At 72.5% G+C, this 20,647-nt stretch carries 19 protein-coding genes; 15 read left to right on the top strand and 4 right to left on the bottom strand.

What is annotated here, in order from left to right:
* Positions 1-216 precede the first annotated feature (216 nt).
* From H297_RS0112325 to mmsB, 6 genes are read left to right on the top strand one after another with little or no spacing between them, the layout of a single operon-like run.
* Positions 217-1,383 carry a mandelate racemase/muconate lactonizing enzyme family protein gene (locus H297_RS0112325; protein ID WP_027737295.1) on the top strand — a complete coding sequence of 389 codons (1,167 nt, stop codon included), beginning with the start codon at positions 217-219 and terminating at the stop codon, positions 1,381-1,383.
* Positions 1,380-2,405, top strand: a complete 1,026-nt coding sequence (locus tag H297_RS0112320) for an alcohol dehydrogenase catalytic domain-containing protein (protein WP_037793954.1) — start codon at positions 1,380-1,382, stop codon at positions 2,403-2,405. The genes H297_RS0112325 and H297_RS0112320 overlap by 4 nt, the downstream gene beginning before the upstream one ends.
* Before the next feature lie 24 nt (positions 2,406-2,429).
* On the top strand, positions 2,430-3,443 hold the full coding sequence (locus H297_RS36000; RefSeq protein WP_051351766.1) for a hypothetical protein: 1,014 nt from the start codon (positions 2,430-2,432) through the stop codon (positions 3,441-3,443).
* Between the two features lie 4 nt (positions 3,444-3,447).
* Positions 3,448-4,566, top strand: a complete 1,119-nt coding sequence (gene chvE / locus H297_RS0112310; RefSeq protein WP_027737293.1) for a multiple monosaccharide ABC transporter substrate-binding protein — start codon at positions 3,448-3,450, stop codon at positions 4,564-4,566.
* Positions 4,563-6,161, top strand: coding sequence for a multiple monosaccharide ABC transporter ATP-binding protein (mmsA, locus tag H297_RS0112305; protein WP_027737292.1), 1,599 nt, complete (start codon positions 4,563-4,565; stop codon positions 6,159-6,161). The genes chvE and mmsA overlap by 4 nt, the downstream gene beginning before the upstream one ends.
* An 8-nt stretch (positions 6,162-6,169) precedes the next feature.
* Entirely contained in the window at positions 6,170-7,405 is a 1,236-nt protein-coding gene (mmsB, locus tag H297_RS0112300; protein WP_027737291.1) for a multiple monosaccharide ABC transporter permease, read from the top strand.
* A 30-nt stretch (positions 7,406-7,435) separates the two neighbouring features.
* On the opposite strand, the gene H297_RS0112295 is transcribed toward mmsB, so the two are convergent.
* Complete coding sequence (locus tag H297_RS0112295; protein ID WP_027737290.1) at positions 7,436-8,281, bottom strand: SMP-30/gluconolactonase/LRE family protein; 846 nt, start codon at positions 8,279-8,281, stop codon at positions 7,436-7,438.
* Positions 8,281-9,051 (bottom strand): IclR family transcriptional regulator, encoded by a 771-nt coding sequence (locus H297_RS0112290; RefSeq protein ID WP_027737289.1) that lies wholly within the window; start codon positions 9,049-9,051, stop codon positions 8,281-8,283. Before H297_RS0112290 ends, H297_RS0112295 begins: the two co-directional genes overlap by 1 nt.
* A gap of 175 nt (positions 9,052-9,226) precedes the next feature.
* Here H297_RS0112290 and H297_RS0112285 point away from each other — a divergent pair, with 175 nt between their 5' ends.
* The gene (locus H297_RS0112285; RefSeq protein ID WP_027737288.1) at positions 9,227-9,451 is read left to right on the top strand and encodes a DUF6480 family protein; all 225 of its coding nucleotides are present in this window, start codon (positions 9,227-9,229) and stop codon (positions 9,449-9,451) included.
* 83 nt (positions 9,452-9,534) lie between these two features.
* Here H297_RS0112285 and H297_RS0112280 read toward each other — a convergent pair whose 3' ends face one another.
* Complete coding sequence (locus H297_RS0112280; RefSeq protein ID WP_486589484.1) at positions 9,535-10,215, bottom strand: VOC family protein; 681 nt, start codon at positions 10,213-10,215, stop codon at positions 9,535-9,537.
* Between the two features lie 345 nt (positions 10,216-10,560).
* On the opposite strand from H297_RS0112280, the gene H297_RS0112275 reads away from it, so the two are divergent.
* The 3 genes from H297_RS0112275 to H297_RS0112265 all read left to right on the top strand — a co-directional run bounded on the left by H297_RS0112275 (position 10,561) and on the right by H297_RS0112265 (position 13,182).
* The gene (locus H297_RS0112275; protein WP_027737286.1) at positions 10,561-11,544 is read left to right on the top strand and encodes a SigB/SigF/SigG family RNA polymerase sigma factor; all 984 of its coding nucleotides are present in this window, start codon (positions 10,561-10,563) and stop codon (positions 11,542-11,544) included.
* 199 nt (positions 11,545-11,743) lie between these two features.
* The gene (locus H297_RS35995) at positions 11,744-12,373 is read left to right on the top strand and encodes a CbrC family protein (RefSeq protein WP_078513936.1); all 630 of its coding nucleotides are present in this window, start codon (positions 11,744-11,746) and stop codon (positions 12,371-12,373) included.
* Positions 12,374-12,489: 116 nt separating this feature from the next.
* On the top strand, positions 12,490-13,182 hold the full coding sequence (locus H297_RS0112265) for an HAD family hydrolase (protein ID WP_027737285.1): 693 nt from the start codon (positions 12,490-12,492) through the stop codon (positions 13,180-13,182).
* A gap of 141 nt (positions 13,183-13,323) precedes the next feature.
* Here H297_RS0112265 and H297_RS35990 read toward each other — a convergent pair whose 3' ends face one another.
* Positions 13,324-14,055 (bottom strand): FCD domain-containing protein, encoded by a 732-nt coding sequence (locus tag H297_RS35990; protein ID WP_037793786.1) that lies wholly within the window; start codon positions 14,053-14,055, stop codon positions 13,324-13,326.
* A gap of 184 nt (positions 14,056-14,239) precedes the next feature.
* On the opposite strand from H297_RS35990, the gene H297_RS0112255 reads away from it, so the two are divergent.
* From H297_RS0112255 to dgoD, 5 genes are read left to right on the top strand one after another with little or no spacing between them, the layout of a single operon-like run.
* The gene (locus H297_RS0112255) at positions 14,240-16,267 is read left to right on the top strand and encodes a beta-galactosidase (protein WP_051351765.1); all 2,028 of its coding nucleotides are present in this window, start codon (positions 14,240-14,242) and stop codon (positions 16,265-16,267) included.
* Positions 16,268-16,308: 41 nt separating this feature from the next.
* Positions 16,309-17,640 (top strand): extracellular solute-binding protein, encoded by a 1,332-nt coding sequence (locus tag H297_RS0112250; protein WP_027737283.1) that lies wholly within the window; start codon positions 16,309-16,311, stop codon positions 17,638-17,640.
* Entirely contained in the window at positions 17,637-18,569 is a 933-nt protein-coding gene (locus H297_RS0112245) for a carbohydrate ABC transporter permease (RefSeq protein ID WP_051351764.1), read from the top strand. Before H297_RS0112250 ends, H297_RS0112245 begins: the two co-directional genes overlap by 4 nt.
* Positions 18,566-19,435: a carbohydrate ABC transporter permease gene (locus tag H297_RS0112240; protein ID WP_051351763.1), complete on the top strand. Its 870-nt coding sequence runs from the start codon at positions 18,566-18,568 to the stop codon at positions 19,433-19,435. The genes H297_RS0112245 and H297_RS0112240 overlap by 4 nt, the downstream gene beginning before the upstream one ends.
* A 3-nt stretch (positions 19,436-19,438) precedes the next feature.
* Positions 19,439-20,587: a galactonate dehydratase gene (dgoD, locus tag H297_RS0112235; protein WP_027737280.1), complete on the top strand. Its 1,149-nt coding sequence runs from the start codon at positions 19,439-19,441 to the stop codon at positions 20,585-20,587.
* Positions 20,588-20,647: the final 60 nt, after the last annotated feature.

Raw genomic sequence — 20,647 nt, 5'->3', positions numbered from 1 at the left:
CCCGGGGCACACGTCTGTCGGACGCGAGCCCGGGCGCGGCACCTCGACATGAGCGCCGACCCGGGTGCGGTCGCGCACGCGCCAACGGGACCGCACACAAAGACGCGTCCCGGCCATTGACACCCCCTATGGCCCTCCCTACTGTCACCCACGCGATTTCGAACGTCTGACGAAATTTCGAACACACCGTGGCAGTGGGCGACAGGAGCGGCTCTCGTGCGTATCACCGGCATCAGCACCCATGTGGTCGGAACCCCGTGGCGGAACCTGACCTACGTCCGGGTCCACACCGACGAGGGCCTCACGGGCGTGGGGGAGACGCGGATGCTGGGCCATACCGACGCGTTGCTCGGCTACCTGCGCGAGGCCGAGGTCAACCACATCGCCGGCTCGGACCCGTTCCGTACCGAGGACCTGGTGCGCCGCATGAAGTACGGCGACTACGGGCGGGCCGGCGAGATCGTGATGTCGGGCATCGCCTGTGTGGAGACGGCCTGCTGGGACATCAAGGGCAAGGCACTGGGCGTGCCCGTCTGGCAGTTGCTGGGCGGCAACGTCACCGACCAGGTGCCGGCGTACGCCAACGGCTGGTACACCACCGAGCGCACCCCCGAGGCCTACCACCAGGCGGCCAAGGCGGTCATGGCCCGCGGCTACCGCGCCCTGAAGATCGACCCGTTCGGCACCGGCCACCTCGAACTCTCCTACCAGGAGACCCGGGAGGCGGTCTCGCTCATCGAGGCGGTCCGCGACGCGATCGGGCCGCAGGCCGAGCTGATGCTGGAGATGCACGGCCGGTTCGCCCCCGCCACCGCCATGCGGCTGGCCCGCGAGATGGCGCCCTTCCGGCCCGCCTGGCTGGAGGAGCCGGTGCCGCCGGAGAACCTCAAGGCGCTGGCCAAGGTCGCCGAGAAGGTGGAGGCACCGGTGGCGACCGGGGAGCGCATCCACGACCGGGCCGAGTTCCGGGAGCTGCTGGAGAGCCAGGCGGCCGACATCCTTCAGCCCGACCTGGGCCACCTCGGCGGCATCGCCGAGACCCGCAAGCTGGCCGCCACCGCCGAGACCCACTACATGCTTGTGGCCCCGCACAACGTCGGCGGCCCCGTGCTGACCGCCGCCAGTCTCCAGGTCGGCTTCAGCACCCCGAACTTCAAAGTCCTGGAGCACTTCAACGACTTCGCCGACTCCCAGATCCACGAGGTCGTCAAGGGCGGGCCGCAGGTCGACCCCGAGACCGGCTGTTTCGCCCTCTCGCACGCGCCCGGCCTCGGAGTGGAGCTGGACGTCGACGCGGCGGCCGAGTTCCCCCAGCAGCGGGCCCACTTCGACCTGTGGGCCGAGGGCTGGGAGACCCGCACCCCCGCGGGCGGCGGCCGGTGACGGGGACAACGGGTGACGGTCCCGCCGTGGTGCTCCAGGCGCCGGGCACCGTCCGTCTCGTCCCGCACACCCCGCGCCCGCCCGGGCCCGGCGAGGCCCAGGTCCGCATCCACGCGGTCGGCGTCTGCGGCAGCGACCGCGAGCTGTTCCAGGGCAACCGTCCTGCCCCGTACGCCCGGTACCCCGTCACTCCGGGTCACGAGTGGTCGGGCACCATCGCCTGCGTCGGCGCGGGGGTGCCCCGGAGCCTGGCGGGCCGCAAGGTGGTGGGGGAGGGGTTCCGCAACTGCCAGGTGTGCGAGCGCTGCCACACGGGCGAGACCACGCTGTGCACCGCCGGGTACGCCGAGACCGGCTTCACCGAGCCCGGCGCCATGGCCCCCACGGTCACCCTCCCGGCGAGGCTGCTGCATGCGCTGCCCCAGGAGGCGGACCTGGACGCGGCGGCGCTGCTGGAGCCCGCCGCGTGTGTGGCCGCCGCCGCGCTGCGGGCCCGGGTTCGCCCGGGGGACCGGGTGGCCGTCGTCGGTGACGGCACGCTCGGCATGCTCGCGGCCCGGCTGCTGGCCGCGAGCTCACCCGCCGAGCTGCTGATGGTGGGGGCCCGCCCGGAGCGTGCCCGGCTCGCGGAGTCCTTCGGCGTCACGGTCCACCGCCACCACCGGGAGACGCCCGCTTCCGGCGGGTTCGACACCGTCGTCGAGGCGGCCGGGGCGCCCGGCGCCGCCGGGCAGGCCGCCGGGCTGCTGCGGCGCGGTGGGCGGCTCGTGCTGACCGGCCTGCCGCCCGCCGACGACACCGGGCTCGATCCGGCCGCGCTCGTGTTGGGCCAGGTGGAGGTCCACACCGTCTTCGGCGCCCCGCCTGCGGCCTGGGCGTACGCCGTGCGCGCGTTCGCCTGCCGACTGCTCGATCCGCTGCCGCTGGTGACCCACCGGCTGCCGCTGCGCGAGGCCGAGCGCGCCGTCGCGCTGACGGGCGGCGGCGACCCTGCCGTCGGCAAGGTCCTGCTCCACCCCTGACAGCCCCGCAACCGAAGGAGCTTCGTGACCACCACTGTCCGCCCTCCCGGCGAACCCGCTCTCACCGCCCTCGGGCTGCCCACGCCGACGCCCGAGCCCGGTGACTCCTCCCCGCACGCCTTCCCCGACGGGGGCCTGTGGCGCACCGAAGTGCCGTCCTGCGAGGGACCCGAGGCGCTGGCTGTCGTACTGCAGGAGTCCGCGCGGCTCGACGTACCGCTGCACCGCATCAGCCAGGGCAGCGGCATCTGGATGCTCACCGACGCCGAGATCACCGAGATGGTCGAGGCGTGTGCCGCGCGCCAGGTGGAGCTGTGCCTGTTCACCGGCCCGCGCGGCAGTTGGGACACCGGCGCCGCCACCCGCACCGACTCCGGCGGCGCCGGGCCGCGGGCGCGCGGGCACAGCGCGCTGGCCGGCTGCGTCGAGGACGCGGTGCGCGCCACCGAACTGGGCGTGCGCTGCCTGCTGGTCGCCGACGAGGGTGTGCTGTGGACACTGCACCGCGCCCGCGCCGCCGGGGTGCTGCCGGCCGGGACGACGCTGAAGGTCTCCGCGCTGATCGGCCCGGTCAACCCCGCCTCGTACGCCGTCCACGAGCGGCTGGGCGCCGACTCGCTCAACGTGCCCAGCGATCTGACCCTCGCCCACCTCACGGAGATCCGCCGGGTGAGCGCCGCCCCCCTGGACATGTACATCGAGGCCCCCGACGATCTCGGCGGCTACGTGCGGATGTACGAGCTCTCCGAGCTGATCCGGCGCGGGGCGCCGCTCTACCTGAAGTTCGGGCTGGCCAAGGCGCCCGGCATCTACCCCTCCGGCCACCATCTGCGCCAGGCCGTGCTGGAGACGGCACGCGAGCGGGTACGCCGGGGCCGGCTCGCCCTCGACCTGCTGGCCCGGCACGGTGCCGACGGCCGGATGTCGCCGCTCGGTTCGCGGGCGCCGGGCACGCTGTGCCGCTTCCCGCACGACGACGCCGGGCGGGCCCCGGCCTCGACCCCGACCCCGCACGCCGCGTCCCACGAAGGGAACTGACCCCATGCCTACCCGCAGACGCCGCGTCGCGGCTGCCGCGCTGCTGGCGGCGGCGCTCGTCGCCGGGCTGACCTCCTGCGGCCAGGAAGCCCGCGGCGGCAGCCGCTACCAGCCCGACAAGGGCAAGGGCGGCACCGTCGGCATCGCCATGCCCACCAAGTCCTCCGAGCGCTGGATAGCCGACGGCAAGAACATGGCGAAGCAGTTCCGCAGCGCCGGGTACCAGGCCGATCTCCAGTACGGGGACGACAAGGTCGAGAACCAGGTCGCCCAGCTGGAGAACATGATCACCAAGGGGCACCGGCTGCTGGTGGTCGCCGCCATCGACGGGTCCGCCCTCACCGACGTGCTCTCCCGGGCGGCCGAGGCGCACATCCCGGTGATCTCCTACGACCGGCTGATCCTCGGGACGAAGAACGTCGACTACTACGCCTCGTTCGACAACGAGCGCGTCGGCGAGCTCCAGGGCCAGTACATCCTCGACCGCCTCGGGCTGAAGAAGCCCGCAGAGGGAAGCGACGAGCACCACACCATCGAGTTGTTCGCCGGTTCGCCCGACGACAACAACACCAAGTTCTTCTGGACCGGCGCGATGAAGAAGCTGAAGCCCTACCTGGCGACGGGCCAGCTCGTGGTGCGCAGCAAGCAGACGCGGATGAACCAGGCCACCACCCTGCGCTGGGACGGCGGTACCGCCCAGAAGCGCATGGACGACCTGATCAGCAAGAACTACGGCAACGCCGACGTGGACGCGGTGCTCTCCCCCTACGACGGCATCTCCATCGGCGTCCTGTCCGCCCTCAAGAGCGCCGGTTACGGCACCAAGCGCCATCCGCTGCCCGTCGTCACCGGGCAGGACGCCGAGCTGGCCTCCGTGAAGTCCATCGTGGCGGGGGAGCAGACGCAGACCGTCTTCAAGGACACCCGCAAACTCGCCAAGCAGGCGGTCCAGATGGGCGACGCGGTCCTCACCGGGAAGAAACCGCAGGTCAACAACGTCACCGACTACGACAACGGCAAGAAGACCGTGCCCGCCTACCTGCTCAAGCCGGTCTCCGTCGACCGGAAGAACACCCAGCTCCTCGTCGACGAGGGCTACTTCACCAAGGAGCAGCTCCGGTGAGCGCCGACGGCACCCGCCCCGTCCTCACCATGCGGGGCATCACCAAGACCTTCCCCGGCGTCACCGCGCTGTCCGGCGTCGACCTGACCGTGCGCCCCGGTGAGATCCACGCGGTCTGCGGCGAGAACGGTGCGGGCAAGTCGACGCTGATGAAGGTGGTCAGCGGCGTCCACCCGCACGGCAGCTACGAGGGCGAGATCCGTTTCCGGGACGAGCCGGTCGCCTTCAAGGACATCCGGGCGAGCGAGGCCCGCGGCATCGTCATCATCCATCAGGAGTTGGCGCTCGTACCGTTCCTGTCCGTCGCCGAGAACATCTTCCTCGGCAACGAGCAGCGTGCCGGCCGCCGCGGCGTCGTGGACTGGAACGCCACCCTCAGCCGGGCGACCGAGCTGCTGCGGCGGGTGGGGCTGCGCGAGAACCCGCAGACCGCGGTCGCCGACCTGGGCGTGGGCAAGCAGCAGTTGGTGGAGATCGCCAAGGCGCTGTCGAAGGAGGTGCGGCTGCTCATCCTGGACGAGCCGACCGCGGCCCTCAACGACGAGGACAGCGCGAGCCTGCTGGAACTGATCCTGCAGCTGCGCGAACAGGGCATCGCCAGCATCGTCATCTCCCACAAGCTGGGCGAGATCCGCCGCATCGCCGACACCGTCACCATCCTGCGCGACGGCCGCACCATCGAGACGCTGACCGTGAGGGAGCGGCCCGGCGACCCGCCCGAGCTGTCGGAGGACCGCATCATCCGCGGCATGGTCGGCCGCGACCTCGACCACCGTTTCCCCGACCGCACCCGGTACGAGGGCGAGGCGGCCACCGCGCTGCAGATCGAGGGCTGGACGGTACGGCACCCCGTCGACCATCAGCGCAAGGTCGTCGACGACGCGTCGCTGACCGTGCACCGGGGCGAGATCGTCGGCATCGCGGGGCTGATGGGAGCCGGCCGTACCGAACTGGCCATGTCCGTCTTCGGCCGCTCCTACGGGCGCTACGAGTCCGGCACCGTGCGGGTCGCCGGGCGCGAGGTGCGGACCAGGACGGTGCCCGCGGCGATCGAGGCGGGCATCGCGTACGTCACCGAGGACCGCAAGCGCTACGGCCTCAACCTGATCGACACCATCAACCGCAACATCTCGCTCGCGTCCCTGAGCGGCATGGCCCGGCGGGGCGTCGTGGACGAGCACCAGGAACGAGCGGTGGCCGAACGCTACCGCGGCTCCATGAACATCAAGGCGCCGACCGTGCACGAGCAGACCGGCCGGCTCTCCGGCGGCAACCAGCAGAAGGTCGTGCTCAGCAAGTGGATCCACGCCGATCCGCAGGTGCTGATCCTCGACGAGCCGACCCGCGGCATCGACGTGGGCGCCAAGTACGAGATCTACACCGTCATCGACCAGCTCGCCGCCCAGGGGAAGGCCGTGCTGTTCATCTCCTCCGAACTGCCCGAACTGCTGGGCATGTGCGACCGCATCTACACGATGGCCGAGGGCCGCCTGACCGCCGAATTCGCACGGGCCGACGCAGGCCAGGAAGTCCTCATGCGCCACATGACCCGCGACCGGGCGGCCACCGGCGCCCGGCCCGACGACAGAGACTGAGGCCCGCCATGACCACCACCACCCAGCCCCCGCAGTCCGACCTGCCCCCGCACCTGCCGCCCGCCGTCCGCTCGGCCGGGGCCGTGCTGCTGGACAACGTGCGCGGCCACATGCGTCAGTACGGCATGCTCACGGCGCTCGTCCTGATCGCCGTGCTCTTCCAGATCTGGACCGACGGCACGCTGCTGCTGCCCAACAACGTCTCCAACCTCATCCAGCAGAACGGCTACATCCTCATCCTGGCCATGGGCATGATGATCGTCATCATCGCCGGGCACATCGACCTGTCCGTCGGCTCGCTGGTGGCCTTCGTCGGCGCCATGGCCGCCGTCATGATGGTCAAGGGCGGCATGCCCTGGGGGCTCGCGCTGGCCCTCTGCCTGCTGATCGGCGCGGTCGCCGGAGCCTGGCAGGGCTTCTTCATCGCCTACGTCGGCATCCCGTCCTTCATCGTGACGCTGGCCGGGATGCTGCTCTTCCGCGGGCTCACCCAGATCGTGCTGGAGGGCCGCTCGCTCTCGCCCTTCCCCGGCGGCTTCCAGAACCTCGCCAAGGGCTTCATCCCCGAGATGGGCCCCTACACCCAGTACCACAACCCCACCCTGGTGCTCGGACTGCTCGCCCTGGTACTGCTCCTGCTGCGCGAACGCCGCGACCGCAGACGGCAGACGGCCTACGAACTGGAGGCACTGCCGCGCGGCCTGTGGATCGCCAAGTGCGTCGCCCTGGCCGCCGCCGTCGTCGCCTTCACCCTCACCCTGGCCAGCTTCCACGGGGTGCCCGTCGTGATGCTGGTGATGGGCGCGCTGCTGATCGGCCTGGGCTACGTGATGCGCAACGCCGTGGTGGGGCGGCACGTGTACGCACTGGGCGGCAACAAGGCAGCCGCCAAACTGTCGGGCGTCAAGGACCGGCGGGTCACCTTCCTCGTCTTCGTCAACATGGGTGTGCTGGCCGCCCTCGCCGGATGCGTCTACGCGGCCCGCCTCAACGCCGGCACCCCGCAGGCCGGGCTCAACTTCGAACTGGAGGCCATCGCCGCCTCCTTCATCGGCGGCGCCTCCATGAGCGGCGGCGTCGGCACGGTGATGGGCGCCGTCATCGGCGGACTCGTGCTGGGCGTGCTGAACAACGGCATGTCGCTGGTCGGCATCGGCACCGACTACCAGCAGGTGATCAAGGGCCTGGTGCTGCTGGCCGCCGTCGGCTTCGACGTCTGGAACAAGCGCAAGGCCGGCCGCTGACCGTCCCGTGCCGCCGGCGGCGGGGCGGGCTCAGCCCGCGAAGGCGGGTTGTGCCTGCCCCGTGCCCGCGTCCGGCAGGACGAACAGCGAACCGTCCAGCGGTGAGGGGGCGGCCAGGCCCGCCCGGGCCGAGGTGACGTAGAGGTCGCCGAGCCCGGCGCCGCCGAACGCACAGGCGGTGGGCCGCGCGACCGGCAGCTCGACCACCCGCTCCAGCGCCCCCTGCGGGGTGTAGCGCCGCAGCGCGGCGCCGTCCCACAGCGCCACCCACACGCACCCGTCCGCGTCCACGGTCAGCCCGTCGGGGAAGCCGGCGCCCTCCTCGACCTCGGCCAGCGGGCGGCGGCCGCCGACCAGCCCGTCGTCCCGCACGTCGAAGACGTCGATGCGGCGGGTGGGGGTGTCCACGTAGTACAGCAGGCTCCCGTCCGGACTCCAGCCGATGCCGTTGGAGACGGTCACCTCGGGCAGCACCGTCGTCACCGTGCCGTCCCCCGCGAGCCGCGCCAGGCTGCCGCCGCCGGGGGTCTCGTCGTAGCACATCGTCCCCGCCCACAGGGCGCCGTCGGGAGCGACGGCGGCGTCGTTGCCGCGGCGCCCGGGCACGGGGTCGTGCAGCAGCCAGGCGAAGGCCCCGTCCGCGCCGTAGGCGCCCACCCCGTCCCGCAGGTTGACCACCAGCCCGCCGTCCGCACGCGGCTTGGCCGCGCCCACGTGCTGTTCCGTGGCCAGTACGGTACGGCGGCCGCTCGCGGGGTCGAAGGTGTGGACACGGGCGCCGAGGATGTCCACCCACACCAGCCGTTCGCGCGCCGCGTCCCAGGTCGGCCCCTCACCGAGCCCGGCCCGGGCCCGCATCACCGTCTCCACACCCATCACAGCCCCCTGTGTCCCAGCCGCTCCGACAGTCGGGTGGCGCCGCGCCGCGCCAACTCCTCAAGCTCGGCGCGGCGTTCGGCGGTCCACCTGACCAACGGTACGGAGATGGACAGCGCCGCCACCACCCGCCCCGAACGGTCCCGTACCGGGGCGGCCACACAGCTGACGTCCGGGTTGGACTCGCTCTCCTCCACCGCGGTGCCGCGCGCAGCGATCCGCCCCAACTGATCGCGCAGCGCCGCCGGTCCGGTGACGCTGCGGGGCGTCATGCCCGGCAGCTCGGCCCCGTCCGGGATCCGGGCGGCCAGCTCGTCGGCCGGCAGGGAGGCCAGCAGCATCTTGCCGACGGCCGTGCAGTGCGCGGGCAGCCGACGGCCCGCCGCGGAGACCATCCGCACCGCCTGCGTGGAGTCGACCTTGGCGATGTAGATGACGTCGGCGTCCTCCAGGATCGCCACGTGCACCGTCTCCTCGCAGGTCTCCGCCACCGAGCGCGCCACCTGCTGTCCCTCGGCGGCCAGATCCAGCTGCTCGGCATACCGGCTGCCAAGCTGGTAGGGCCGTACACCCAGCCGGTAGTGGCCCGGCCTGCCCGGTACCGGCACCAGGTAGGAGCGGGCGGTGAGCGTACCGAGCAGCTCGTGCACCGTGGTGCGCGGCAGTTGCAGTCTGCGCACGATGTCCGGCGCGGTCAGTATGCCGTCCCCCTCCAGGAACAGCTCCAGAATGTCCAGCGCCCGGGACACAGCGGGCACGAGCCGTCCCATGAGGCCTCCTGTTCGAGATTTCAACATCTGGCCGATTCCCCGAACAGTCTAGCGAGGCGCCTCGGGTGGGGGAGGGGGCCCGCATCGCCGCCGGGCGCCGGAACTTCACCCTCGGCGCGCCGGATACCGGGCCTGCCGAGGTGTACGGACGGCGCTCCCGGCCCACCCGGGGTTCATGAGTGCCAACCCGGACCCGGATCCGTCCCACACCCCCGGCCTGGAACGCGGCGGACAGGTACCGCCCGGCGAGACCCCGCCCGCAGAAGGCAGCACGTCCGAGGCGGGCCCGCGCGAGACCCACAACCCCACGAAGGGCTGGAGCAAGGGCCCGGTCATCCTGATCGCCCTGGTGGTCGCGGTCTTCCTCGTCTTCTTCATCGGCTACCTGATCGGGCTGTAGCGGTCAGGGCCCGAGCCGGTACACAAAAGATCCGCCCCCGAGCCGGTACACAAAAGATCCGGCGGGGCGGTGCGCCGTACGCCTCAGCGGCGCGCCACGGTGAACAGCGCTCCGTGGGGATCGCGCACGGTGACGCGGCGCTCGCCGTCGATGTCCTCGGGCGGCGCCGGCACTGTTCCGCCGTGCTGTTCGGCGGCGGTCGCTGCCCGGTCGGGGTCCGCCGCGGGGAAGGTGACCACCCAGCGTGGTCGGGCGTTCGGGTCCGGGTCACCGGTCCGTGCGTCCGCCCGCAGACAGGGATGCGGCCACCGCTCACCTTCGGAGGGCCAGCCCAGAACGGCGCTGTAGAAGGAGAGTACGGCGTCCGGGTCTGCGGTGCGCAGGCAGAGCTGCGCGGGTGCCGCACCGGCACCCACGTCCCATGACGAGGGTGCTGTGCCCTGCCAGAGTCCGAACGCGGCACCGCAGGGGTCGGCGGCCAGCACGGTGCGGCCGCTGCCGAAGTCCACCGGCCCCACCGCCACCGTGCCGCCGCGCTCGGCGATCAGCTCGGCCGCCTTGTCCGCGTCCTCGACCAGGAAGAACACCGTCCACCGTGCCGGCAGGCCGCGCGCGGCTGCGGCCTCGTTCACGCCTGCGACCGGCTGCCCCTCCCAGGTCGCGACCCGGGCCTCGGGAGCGAGCGTGCCGGTCTCGAACGACCAGCCGAGGACGGCGCTGTAGAACGCCTCCGTGGCCCGCCGGTCGTCCGTCGTCACACTCACCCAGCACGCTGTCCCGGACCGTTCCGCCATCTCGTCCTCCCGGCTCCCTGGCCACACCTGGCGGCGGCGGCCTCCGGGCCGCCGCGTGAGCGGAGCGGGTGCCCGGTCCGCACGGGAGGCAAACGCCCGTTCGTGCTCACCGTGCGTAAGAGGTCACCCCACCGGGTGCAACCCACGGGGCCGCGCTGACCTGCGAAGATGCCATGCGGCGTGGTGTGTGTCACGGTGAAATAGGCCGCTGCTGATCCGGCGGCGGCCGACCTCGAACCTGTCCGGAAGCGGACTGGGGGATCGCTTCTCGCCTGTCTTGCACAGCATCCTTGTGCGACGTGGAGTGAGCAGCCCATGAACACCACACGGTTCCGCACCACCGAGGACCGCACCGCACCGCACGAAGGGACGGGCGGCGCCGAGACAGCCACCACGCGGCCCGATGCCGGGCCCGCCGGTGAGGCCGGGCCCGAACCCCGGGCCGGGTCCGATACCGCCGCGCCCTCCAACCCCCGTCGTACCCATCACGACGCTCCCGACACGGACGGCGACTTCGCCGAACTGGTCCGCCTGCCCGACGGGCCCGAGCGCCGGCGGCTCCAGGACTGCGTGGTCACCGCCTGGCTGCCGATGGCCCACCGGCTGGCCCGCAAGTTCCGCAACCGCGGCGAATCCCTGGAAGACCTCGAACAGGTCGCCGCCCTCGCCCTGGTCAAGTCCGTCGAACGGTACGACCCGGCTCGGGGCAACGCCTTCGAGACGTTCGCCATCCCCACCATCTACGGCGAACTCAAGCGGCACTTCCGCGACAACATGTGGGAGATCCACGTGCCACGGCGTGTCCAGGACCTGCGCAACCGGGTCCGCGCCAGCCTGCGGGAGCTGGAGCTGACCTCCTCCGGACGGTCGCCCACCGTCGCCGAGCTGGCTGCCCACGCCGGGCTCTCCGAGGAGGACACCCTCGCCGGCATGGAGGCCCTCCAGTGCTTCAACTCCCTCTCGCTCGACGCCCCCGTCTCCGCGGAGGCGTCCGGGGGCGGGGACGCGCCGGGCGACGGGGCGATCTGCCTGATGGACACCCTCAGCTCCGACGAGAGCGGCTACGACCACGTCGTCGACCGTGAGGCGGTCCGCTCCTGCCTGTGCCGGCTCCCCGAACGGGAGCAGCGCCTGCTGTATCTGCGCTTCTTCCGGGAGCTGACCCAGTCCCAGATCGCCCGCCGCCTGGGTGTCTCCCAGATGCACGTCTCGCGGCTGCTGGCCGCCGCGTGCCGCCGGGTCCGCGAGGAGATCGAGGAGGAGGAGCAGAACGCCGGCCCACCCCGCGCCGCAGCCTGATCCCCCGCACCAGGCTGCGCCCTTGAGATGTGGGCCTTGCAGCTCGGCTCCTTGCGGCTTACGACCGTGCGGCTTGCGGCTTGCGGCTTGCGGCTTGCGGCTTGCGAGCTTGTGGCCTGATGCCGCGGGCGGGCGGCTGGTGACGGACGACGGGCCGCACCGGCCCGGGGGCCGTCCGTGCGCCGTACCATTCGCCGATGTGACCACCGAGCCCTTCCGGCCCACCGAGCCCTCCCGGCCCACCGAGCCCTCCCGGCCCACCGGGCTTTCCGCGGCCTCCTCGCCCCCGGAACCTGCCGAGCCGCTCCCGGACTTCCCCTACCATCCCGATCCCGTGGCCACCGGCTCCCTCGCCAGGTCGGGCGCCGCATGCCTGTGCTGCGGCCGGTCACGGAGCGGGGTCTACACCGGCCCCGTGTTCGCGGAGGCGGACCTGCACGGGCGCCTGTGTCCCTGGTGCCTGGCCGACGGCACCGCGGCGCGGCGTTTCGAGGCGCACTTCATCGGCGACGCGATCGGCGAGGACGTGCCCTTGGCCGTACTGGTCGCGGTGGACAGCCGCACGCCCGGATTCTCCGCGTGGCAGGACCCGCGCTGGTACTTCCACTGCGGCGACGGCGCCGTCTTCCTCGGCCGGATCGGCGCGGCCGACCTGGCAGGGCACCCCGAGGCCGAGCGGGCCCTGCGCGCGGAGCTGGAGAGCTGGGGGTGGCCGGGGCCGCAGATCGAGGATCACCTGCGGGGGCTGGACCGCGACGGCGAGCCGACCGGATACCTGTTCCGCTGCCGCGGCTGCCGCCGCTACCTGGCGTACTCCGACCTGGCCTGAGCGCGCATCCCGGCGGCTCGCGGCCCGCAAGAGGCGCACCGCGCAGGGCACGCCGGACGTCTCGGCGGGGTACCCGTGGGGTGCAGCCACCGGACCCGGCGGTGAGGAGACCGCGTATGCGCACCGCAGCCAGACGCCCGCAGGCCGTCGTCTTCGACGTACTGGAGACGCTCATGCGGCTCGACCCGCTCGCCGCCCGCTTCGAGGAGGCCGGTCAGCCGGCCGCCGCGCTGCACCCCTGGTTCCTGCGCGTCCAACGCGACTGCATGGCACTGGCCCTCAGCGGCGAGGTGGCCGGCTTCCTCGACGCCGCCCGCGCGGCCCTGCGGGTGGAGAGCGGCCAGACGCTCACCGAGGAGCAGATCGGCCACATCCTGGACGGCTTCCCCGGGCTGCCCGCCCACCCGGACGCCCTGCCGGCTGTGCGTACCCTGCACGAGGGCGGCGTGCGGGTGGGGGCGCTGACGGTGGGCGACGCGGCGGTGACCCGCACGTTCCTGGAGCGCAACGGGCTCACCCCGTACGTCGAGGAGGTCGTCACCGCGGCCGAGGCCGGTGCCTGGAAGCCCGCCCCCGCCGTCTACCACGCGGCCGCCGCCCGCATGGGCGCCCCGCCTGCCGCCACCGCGCTGGTCGCCGTGCACGCCTGGGACTGCCACGGCGCCGCCCTCGCGGGCTGCCTCAGCGGCTGGTGCGCCCGTCTCGAAGGACGGCACAGCGACCTGTTCAGCCCGCCCCACGTGACCGGCGGAGACTTGACGGAAGTCGCCGGGAGGCTGCTGGCCCTGCCGGTCGCAGGCGCCAACTGAACCTCGTCGAAAGGCCCGAGCCGCACGAGGCGGGCCCCTGGCTGGTCCACCAGGCGCTCTCACCCGGTGAACCCGAGCGGACGGGGAAGGAGGCATCTGCCGACGCCCTTCCCCGTGGCTGCCGGGGGCACCCGTGTGTGGTCAGTCCCCGGGCGACTGCTCGCGCAGCAGGGCCACATCGTGTGCGGCCTGTGCCAGCAGGGCGCGCATCGCCTCCTGGGCGGCGTCGCCGTCCCGCTCCCGTACGGCCTCCAGGACCGCACGGTGGCTGGGCACCGGGTCGCGGGGCCGGTGTCCGGGCCCGTGGACGAGGCGGTCGCGGGCGGCCCGCGCGGTGGAGACCACCCGTTCCATCCGCTCCAGCAGTTCGTTGTGGGAGGCGGCCAGCAGCGCGCGGTGGAAGGCGAGGTCCGCCTCGACCGCCTCCGGCGCCGCGCCGCGGGCCTGCCGCATGGCGTCCAGGGCCGCGTCCAGCGCGGCCAGATCGGCGGCCGTACGGCGCTGCGCGGCGAGCCGCACCGCCGCGGGCTCGACGATGCCGCGCACCTCGTCCAGATCGTGCAGCAGCGTGGGCACGGCCGCCGGCCCTCCCGCGCCCGCGGTCTGGAACTGCCAGCGCAGCACGTCCGCGTCCAGCAGATTCCAGTCCGCGCGGGGGCGCACGAAGGTGCCGCGCTTCTGCCGGGCGTCGACCATGCCCTTGGCCGCCAGCACCTTCAGCGACTCGCGCAGCGCGGTGAGGCTGACCCCCAACTCCTCCTGGAGCGCCACCAGGTCCAGGGTCGCCCCCTCGCCGAGCGCACCGCTCAGCACCCGGTGTGCCAGCTCCTCCACCGTCTGACCGTGCACCCCGCGGCGCGCGTAGCCCGGCATGGGCACCTCCCCTTTTGTGCTGGTCCGCTGCTGTGCTGCCGCTCGTGGGCGGGTCCGCCGTACGGCACCCGAGCCTGAGCGCCGAAAGAACTGTCGTCAACAACTATTCATAAATAACGAATTCTTGTAGCGTGCGGCGTCGTCACTCTCCCCGTCGTCCGACTCGTCCCGAGAGGCAGCGCACATGACGGCAGTGGACACCACCACCCGCGTCCCCTACGCACCCGGCCGCCTCCACTTCGGCGCCGACTACAACCCCGAGCACTGGCCCGAGGAGGTCAGGGCCGAGGACCTCCGCCTGATGGAGGAGGCGGGGGTCACCATGGTCACGGCCGGGATCTTCTCCTGGGGGCTGGTCGAACAGCGCCCCGGGCACTACGACTTCGGCTGGTTCGACCGTGTCCTGGACGACCTCGCCGAGACGGGCATCGCGGTGTGCCTGGCCACCATGACGGCCTCCCCGCCGCCCTGGCTGAGCGAACTCCACCCGGAGATCCTGCCGGTCACGGCCGACGGCGTCCGCAGGTGGCCCGGCTCCCGGCAGCACTACTGCCCCTCCAGCCCCGTCTACCGCGAGCACGCCGTCCGCCTCGTCGAGCAGCTCGCCACCCGCTACGCGGCGCACCCCGCGGTGGCGATGTGGCACATCGGCAACGAGTACGGCTGCTCCAACCCGGTCTGCTACTGCGACGTGTCCGCCGCCGACTTCCGCCGCTGGCTGCGCGAGCGGTACGGCAGCGTCGAGGCCCTCAACGCGGCGTGGTCCACCACCTTCTGGTCCCAGCACTACACCTCCTTCGAGCAGGTGCTGCCGCCCCGCGCCACTCCGACGCACCCCAACCCCGCCCAGCAGCTCGACTACGCCCGCTTCAGCGACGACGCGCTGCTGACCTGCTACCTCGCCGAGAAGCAGGTCCTGCGCCGGCTCACCCCCCAGGTGCCGGTCACCACCAACCACATGCCGCACCACAAGCCCGTCGACCCCTACCGGTGGGCCCCGCACGAGGACGTCCAGGCGCTGGACTACTACCAGGAGCCCTACGACCCGCGCGCCCACCTCGACGCGGCCGCCGCCTTCGACATCGTGCGCTGCGCCGGCCGGGGGCGGCCCTGGATGCTGATGGAGCAGGCACCGAGCGCCGTCAACTGGCGGGACCGCAACAGCCCCAAGCCGCCCGGAACGATGCGGCTGTGGAGTTGGCAGGCCGTGGCCCAGGGCGCCGATGCGGTGCTGTACTTCCAGTGGCGCCAGTCCCTGGGCGGCGCCGAGAAGTTCCACTCCGCGATCGTGCCGCACGCCGGCCCGGACACCCGGATCTTCCGCGAGGTCGCCGCGCTGGGCCGGGAGCTGGCCGCCGCCGGGCAGCTCGCGGGCAGCCGCTCCGCGCCCGAGGTGGCGCTGCTGGTGGACTGGAACAGCTGGTGGGCCATGGAGCAGGGCTCGCACCCCTCCTCGGCACTCGGCCACCGCGAGACGCTGCTGCACCACTACGCACCGTTCTTCGACGCCGCCGTGCCCTGCGACATCGTGCCGCCGGACCGCGACCTGGGCGCCTACAAGCTGGTGGTCGTGCCCAACCTGTACCTGATGAGCCGGGAGACGGCCGAGCGGCTCACCGCGTACGTCCATGAGGGCGGCCACCTGTTCGTCTCGTACTTCACCGGGATCGCCGACGAGAACGACCGCGTCCACCCGGGCGGCTACCCGGCGCCGCTGCGGCAGGTGCTCGGCGTGCGAGTGGAGGAGTTCTGGCCGCTGGAGGAGAACGCGGGCGTCACCCTGCGCGGCGAACTGAGCGGGCAGGCGGACCTGTGGTCGGAGGCCGTCGACCTGGAAGGCGCCCGTGCCGTCGCCGAGTTCGCCGACGGGGAGCTGGCCGGCCGCCCCGCCGTCACCCGGCACGGCTTCGGCAACGGCCTCGCCTGGTACGCGGGCACCCGGCCCGCGCCGGCGGTGATGCGCGCGCTGCTGGACCGGGTGCGCGGCGAGGCCGGGGTCGCGCCCGTGCTGGCGGGGCTGCCCGCCGGAGTGCAGGCCACTGTCCGGGAGGGGGCGGGCGGCCGTTTCCTCTTCCTGCTCAACCACGGCCGTGCGTCCGCCGCCGTCACGCTGCCGCGCCCGGCGCGCGACCTGCTGACCCCCGACGCCGGGCCCACCACGGGCCTCACCCTGCCCGCCCGCGGGGTGGCGGTGCTCCGGGAGGCGGACTGACCCGCACCAGCGTCACCCCCGTGCTCTGACAAGGAGGTCAGATGCCCACCCGACGCACACTCCTGGCGGGCGCGGCGGCCGCAGCGGCCGCACCCGCCCTCGCCGCCTGCGGTGAACAGGCGGGCGCCGCCCGGATGACCCAGCAGGCGCCGCGCACCTCCGGGCACCGCATCGAACTGGTCCTGTGGACCTGGGTGCCGCTCCAGAAAGCCGTCGCCCTGTGGAACCGGAAGCACCCCGACATCCATGTCACCGTGCAGACGGTGCCCGCCAACACCTCCGGCGGCTACCAGAAGATGCACTCCTCCCTCACGGCGGGCGACCCGCCCGACCTGGCGCAGATCGAGTACTACGCGCTGCCCGAGTTCATGCTGGTCGGCGGCCTGACCGACCTGAGCCGGTACGGGGCCGACAAGCTCCAGGAGCACTACGTCGACTGGCAGTGGCAGCAGGGCGTCTTCGCGGGCCGTACCTACGCCCTGCCCCAGGCCTCGGGCCCGATGGGCTTCTTCTACCGCGAGGACCTGCTGCACAAGTGGGACGTGGAGGTGCCCCGCACCTGGGACGCCTTCCGGCGGGCTGCGCAGCAGGTCCGCAGACGCAGCGGCGGTGACGCCTACCTCGGCGCCTTCCCGCCCGCCAACGCCCAGTGGTTCTCCGCCTTCCCCTGGCAGCGCGGCGCCCACTGGGTGCGCACCGAGGGCGACACCTGGATCGTGGACCTCACCAGCCGCGAGTCGCTCGAAGTCGCGGACTTCTGGGACGGGCTGCTGCGCGACAAGCTCGTCGTCCCCATGCAGGACTCGCAGAGCGCGTTCTTCAAGGCGCTGCAGACCGGCCGGCTCGCGGGGTGGCCCGGCGCCCAGTGGTACGACGCCCTCATCCGCGGCAACGCGCCCGGCACCAGAGGGAAGTGGCGGGTGGCGGAGCTGCCCCGGTGGGAGACGGGCGCGCGCGCCTCGTCCAACTGGGGCGGCTCGGCCACCGCGATCCTCCAGGGCACCCGCCACCCGCACGAGGCCCTCCGGTTCGCGCACTGGCTCAACACCGATCCCGGCAGCATCGAACTGCTCGTCGAGGCCGGGTACGGCTGGCCGGCCGCCGAGATCGACCTCGCCCACTCGCCGCTGGGCACGCCCGACCCCTTCTTCGGCGGTCAGGTCTACAACGAGGTCTTCCAACGCTCCGACCGCAACGTCGACACCAGTTGGCGCTTCGCCCCCACCACCATCCAGTCCTACGCGCACGTCCAGGACAACATCGGCGGCGTCCTCGCCGGTCACGGCACCGTGCGGGAGGCCCTCGCGGACGCCGAGACGAAGTTCGTCGACGACCTGCGGGCCAAGGGCCTCAGAGCGAGGAGCGCGCGATGACGGCACTGCACCGCAACCGGAGCTCCGCCCCCCGCCGCGCCCGGCCCGACCGCAAGGCCTGGCGGTTCCTGGCACCCTTCCTGGCGGTCTACCTCTTCGCGATGATCCTGCCGATCCTCTACGCGCTCTACCAGAGCCTGCTGACCGTGCGCAGATCGGGGCCGCTGGGCCTGGGCCGGCCGTCCGTCGGCTTCGCCGGGCTGGACAACTACGTGCTCGCCCTCCAGCAGTCCGCCTTCCTGGAGGGCTTCGGACGCGTGCTGCTCTTCGGCGCCGTGCAGGTACCGGTGATGCTGGCGCTGGCGTTCGCCCTGGCCCTTCTGCTGGACCAGGTGCCCGACCGCTGGGCCGGAGTGATGCGGGCCGCCTACTTCCTCCCGTACGGCATCCCCGGCGTCATCGCGACGCTGCTGTGGGGCTTCCTCTACGTGCCCGGCATCAGCCCGGTCGTCGATCTGCTGGGCCACCTCGGGCTCCAGCCCGACTTCCTCGGCTACGACAGCGTGCTGTGGTCCATCGCCAACATCGTGGTGTGGGAGTTCGCGGGCTACAACATGCTCGTGATCGTCGCCCAGCTCAAGGCGGTCCCGCAGGAGCTGTACGAGGCGGCCCGGATCGACGGGGCCGGGCCGTGGCAGACAGCGCTGCGGATCAAGCTCCCACTGGTGCGCCCGGCTCTCGTGCTGACCAGCGTCTTCTCCATCATCGGGACCTTGCAGCTCTTCGCGGAGCCGCTGGTGCTCAAGAAGCTGGCGCCCGCCGTCACCACCGACTTCACACCGAACCTGAGTGCCTACTTCGACGCCTTCGCCAACGCCAACGTCCACCTGGCCGCCGCCAAGTCGGTGCTGCTGGCGGTCGTGGCCATGGTCCTCTCGTTCGGATTCCTCAGCCTGGTGAACCGCAAGCGGAAGGGGGAGAGGAGATGACAGCCGCACCGCCACCACGGCCGCCCCGCGGGCTGCGCCCCGGCCGGATCGTGCTCGTCGCCGTCCTCGCGCTGGCCGCGGGCTACTTCCTGCTGCCCGTGTACTGGCTGGCCGTCGCCGCCACCAAGTCCAACGACAGCCTGTACGGCAGCTTCGGCCTGTGGTTCGACGAGCCGCGGCTGTGGCACAACCTGGGCAAGGTCTTCAGCTACAACGGCCACATCTTCCCCCGCTGGATGCTCAACTCCCTGCTGTACGCGGGAGTCGGCGCCGTGACGGCCACGCTGCTGTCGGCCGCCGCCGGGTACGCGCTGGCCAAGTACCGCTTCCGGGGCCGGGAAGCCGTCTTCAAGTGCGTCCTGGCGGGAGTGCTGCTGCCCTCCACGGCACTGGCGCTGCCGCTGTACCTGATGTTCAGCAGAATCGGGCTCAGCAACTCCTACTGGGGCGTCCTCGTCCCCAGCATCGTCAGTCCCTTCGGCGTCTACCTGTGCCGTATCTACGCCGAGTCCGCCGTGCCCGACACCGTGCTGGAGGCCGCCCGGGTGGACGGCGCGGGTGAGGAGCGGATCTTCTGCACGCTGGTGCTGCGCATCATGTCGCCCGCACTGGTCACCGTCTTCCTCTTCCAGTTCGTGCACATCTGGAACAACTACTTCCTGCCGCTGGTGATGCTCTCCGACGACCGGAAGTACCCGATCACCCTGGGGCTGGTCACCTGGGAACAGGCCGCCGACCGGTTCCCCGAACTCACCCAGTACACCGTCGGGGGCGCGTTCGTCTCCGTCCTCCCCCTCGCCGTCGCGATGCTCGTCCTCCAGCGTTTCTGGCGGACCGGGCTGACCGAGGGCAGCGTGAAGGAGTAGCCCGTGAGGATCACCCGCTTCGAGACCTTCGCCGTGCCGCCGCGCTGGCTCTTCTGCCGGATCGAGACCGACGACGGACTCGTCGGCTGGGGCGAGCCGGTGGTCGAGGGCCGCGCCGCAACCGTCCGTACCGCCGTCGAGGAACTGGCCGGGCAGTTCCTCCTCGGCGCCGACCCGCTGCGGATCGAGGACCTGTGGCAGCACATGACCAAGGGCTCCTTCTACCGCGGCGGCCCCGTCCTCTCCTCCGCCGTGGCCGGCCTGGACCAGGCGCTGTGGGACCTCGCGGGCAAGGCGTACGGGGCGCCCGTGCACCAGCTCCTGGGCGGGCCCGTCCGGGAGCGGGCCCGAGCCTACTGCTGGGTGGGCGGTGACGAACCCGCCGCCGTCCGCGACCAGGTGACCGCCCAGGTGGAGGCGGGCTTCACCGCGGTGAAGATGAACGCCTGCGGCCGCACGGACCGGCTGCCCACCCCGGCGGCCCTCGACGCGATGGCTGCCCGCGCCGGCGCGGCCCGCGACGTGCTCGGCCCCGACGGCGACTTCGCCGTCGACTTCCACGGCCGCCTGACCACCGCGGCCGCCCGCAGCGCCCTGGCCGTCCTGGAGCCGTACGGGCCGCTGTTCGCCGAGGAACCCGTACTGCCCGAGTACACCCACCTGCTGCGGCGGGTGACCGACTCCACCACCGTCCCCGTCGCCACCGGCGAGCGGCTCTACTCCCGTACGGACGTGCTGCCCGCGCTGCAGGCCGGGATCGCCGTCCTGCAGCCGGACCTCTCCCATGCAGGCGGCATCTCCGAGGCCCGGCGGATCGCCTCGCTCGCCGAGGTGTGGGACGTGGCCGTGGCGCCGCACTGCCCGCTGGGCCCGCTCGCGCTGGCCGCCAGCCTGCAACTGGCCTTCTGCATCCCGAACTTCCTCATCCAGGAACAGTCCGTCGGCATCCACTACCACGCGGGCGCCGAACTCCTCGACTACGTCGTCGACCCGGAGGTCTTCCGCTTCCACGAGGGGCACCTGCTCCGTCCCACCGGCCCCGGACTGGGCGTCACCGTCGACGAGCGGGCCGTCCGCGCCGCCGACGGCTCGGCCCCGCACTGGCACAACCCCACCTGGCGGCACCCGGACGGCTCGTTCGCCGAGTGGTGACTCACTCGCCAGGGTGGCACCGCCTCTGAGCTGCGGCCGATAACCTTCCAGCATCGCACC

This window comes from Streptomyces sp. CNT360 (assembly GCF_000424785.1).
Note: the sequence above shows the minus strand (reverse complement) of the source record. Positions and strands in the feature narration are given on the sequence as shown.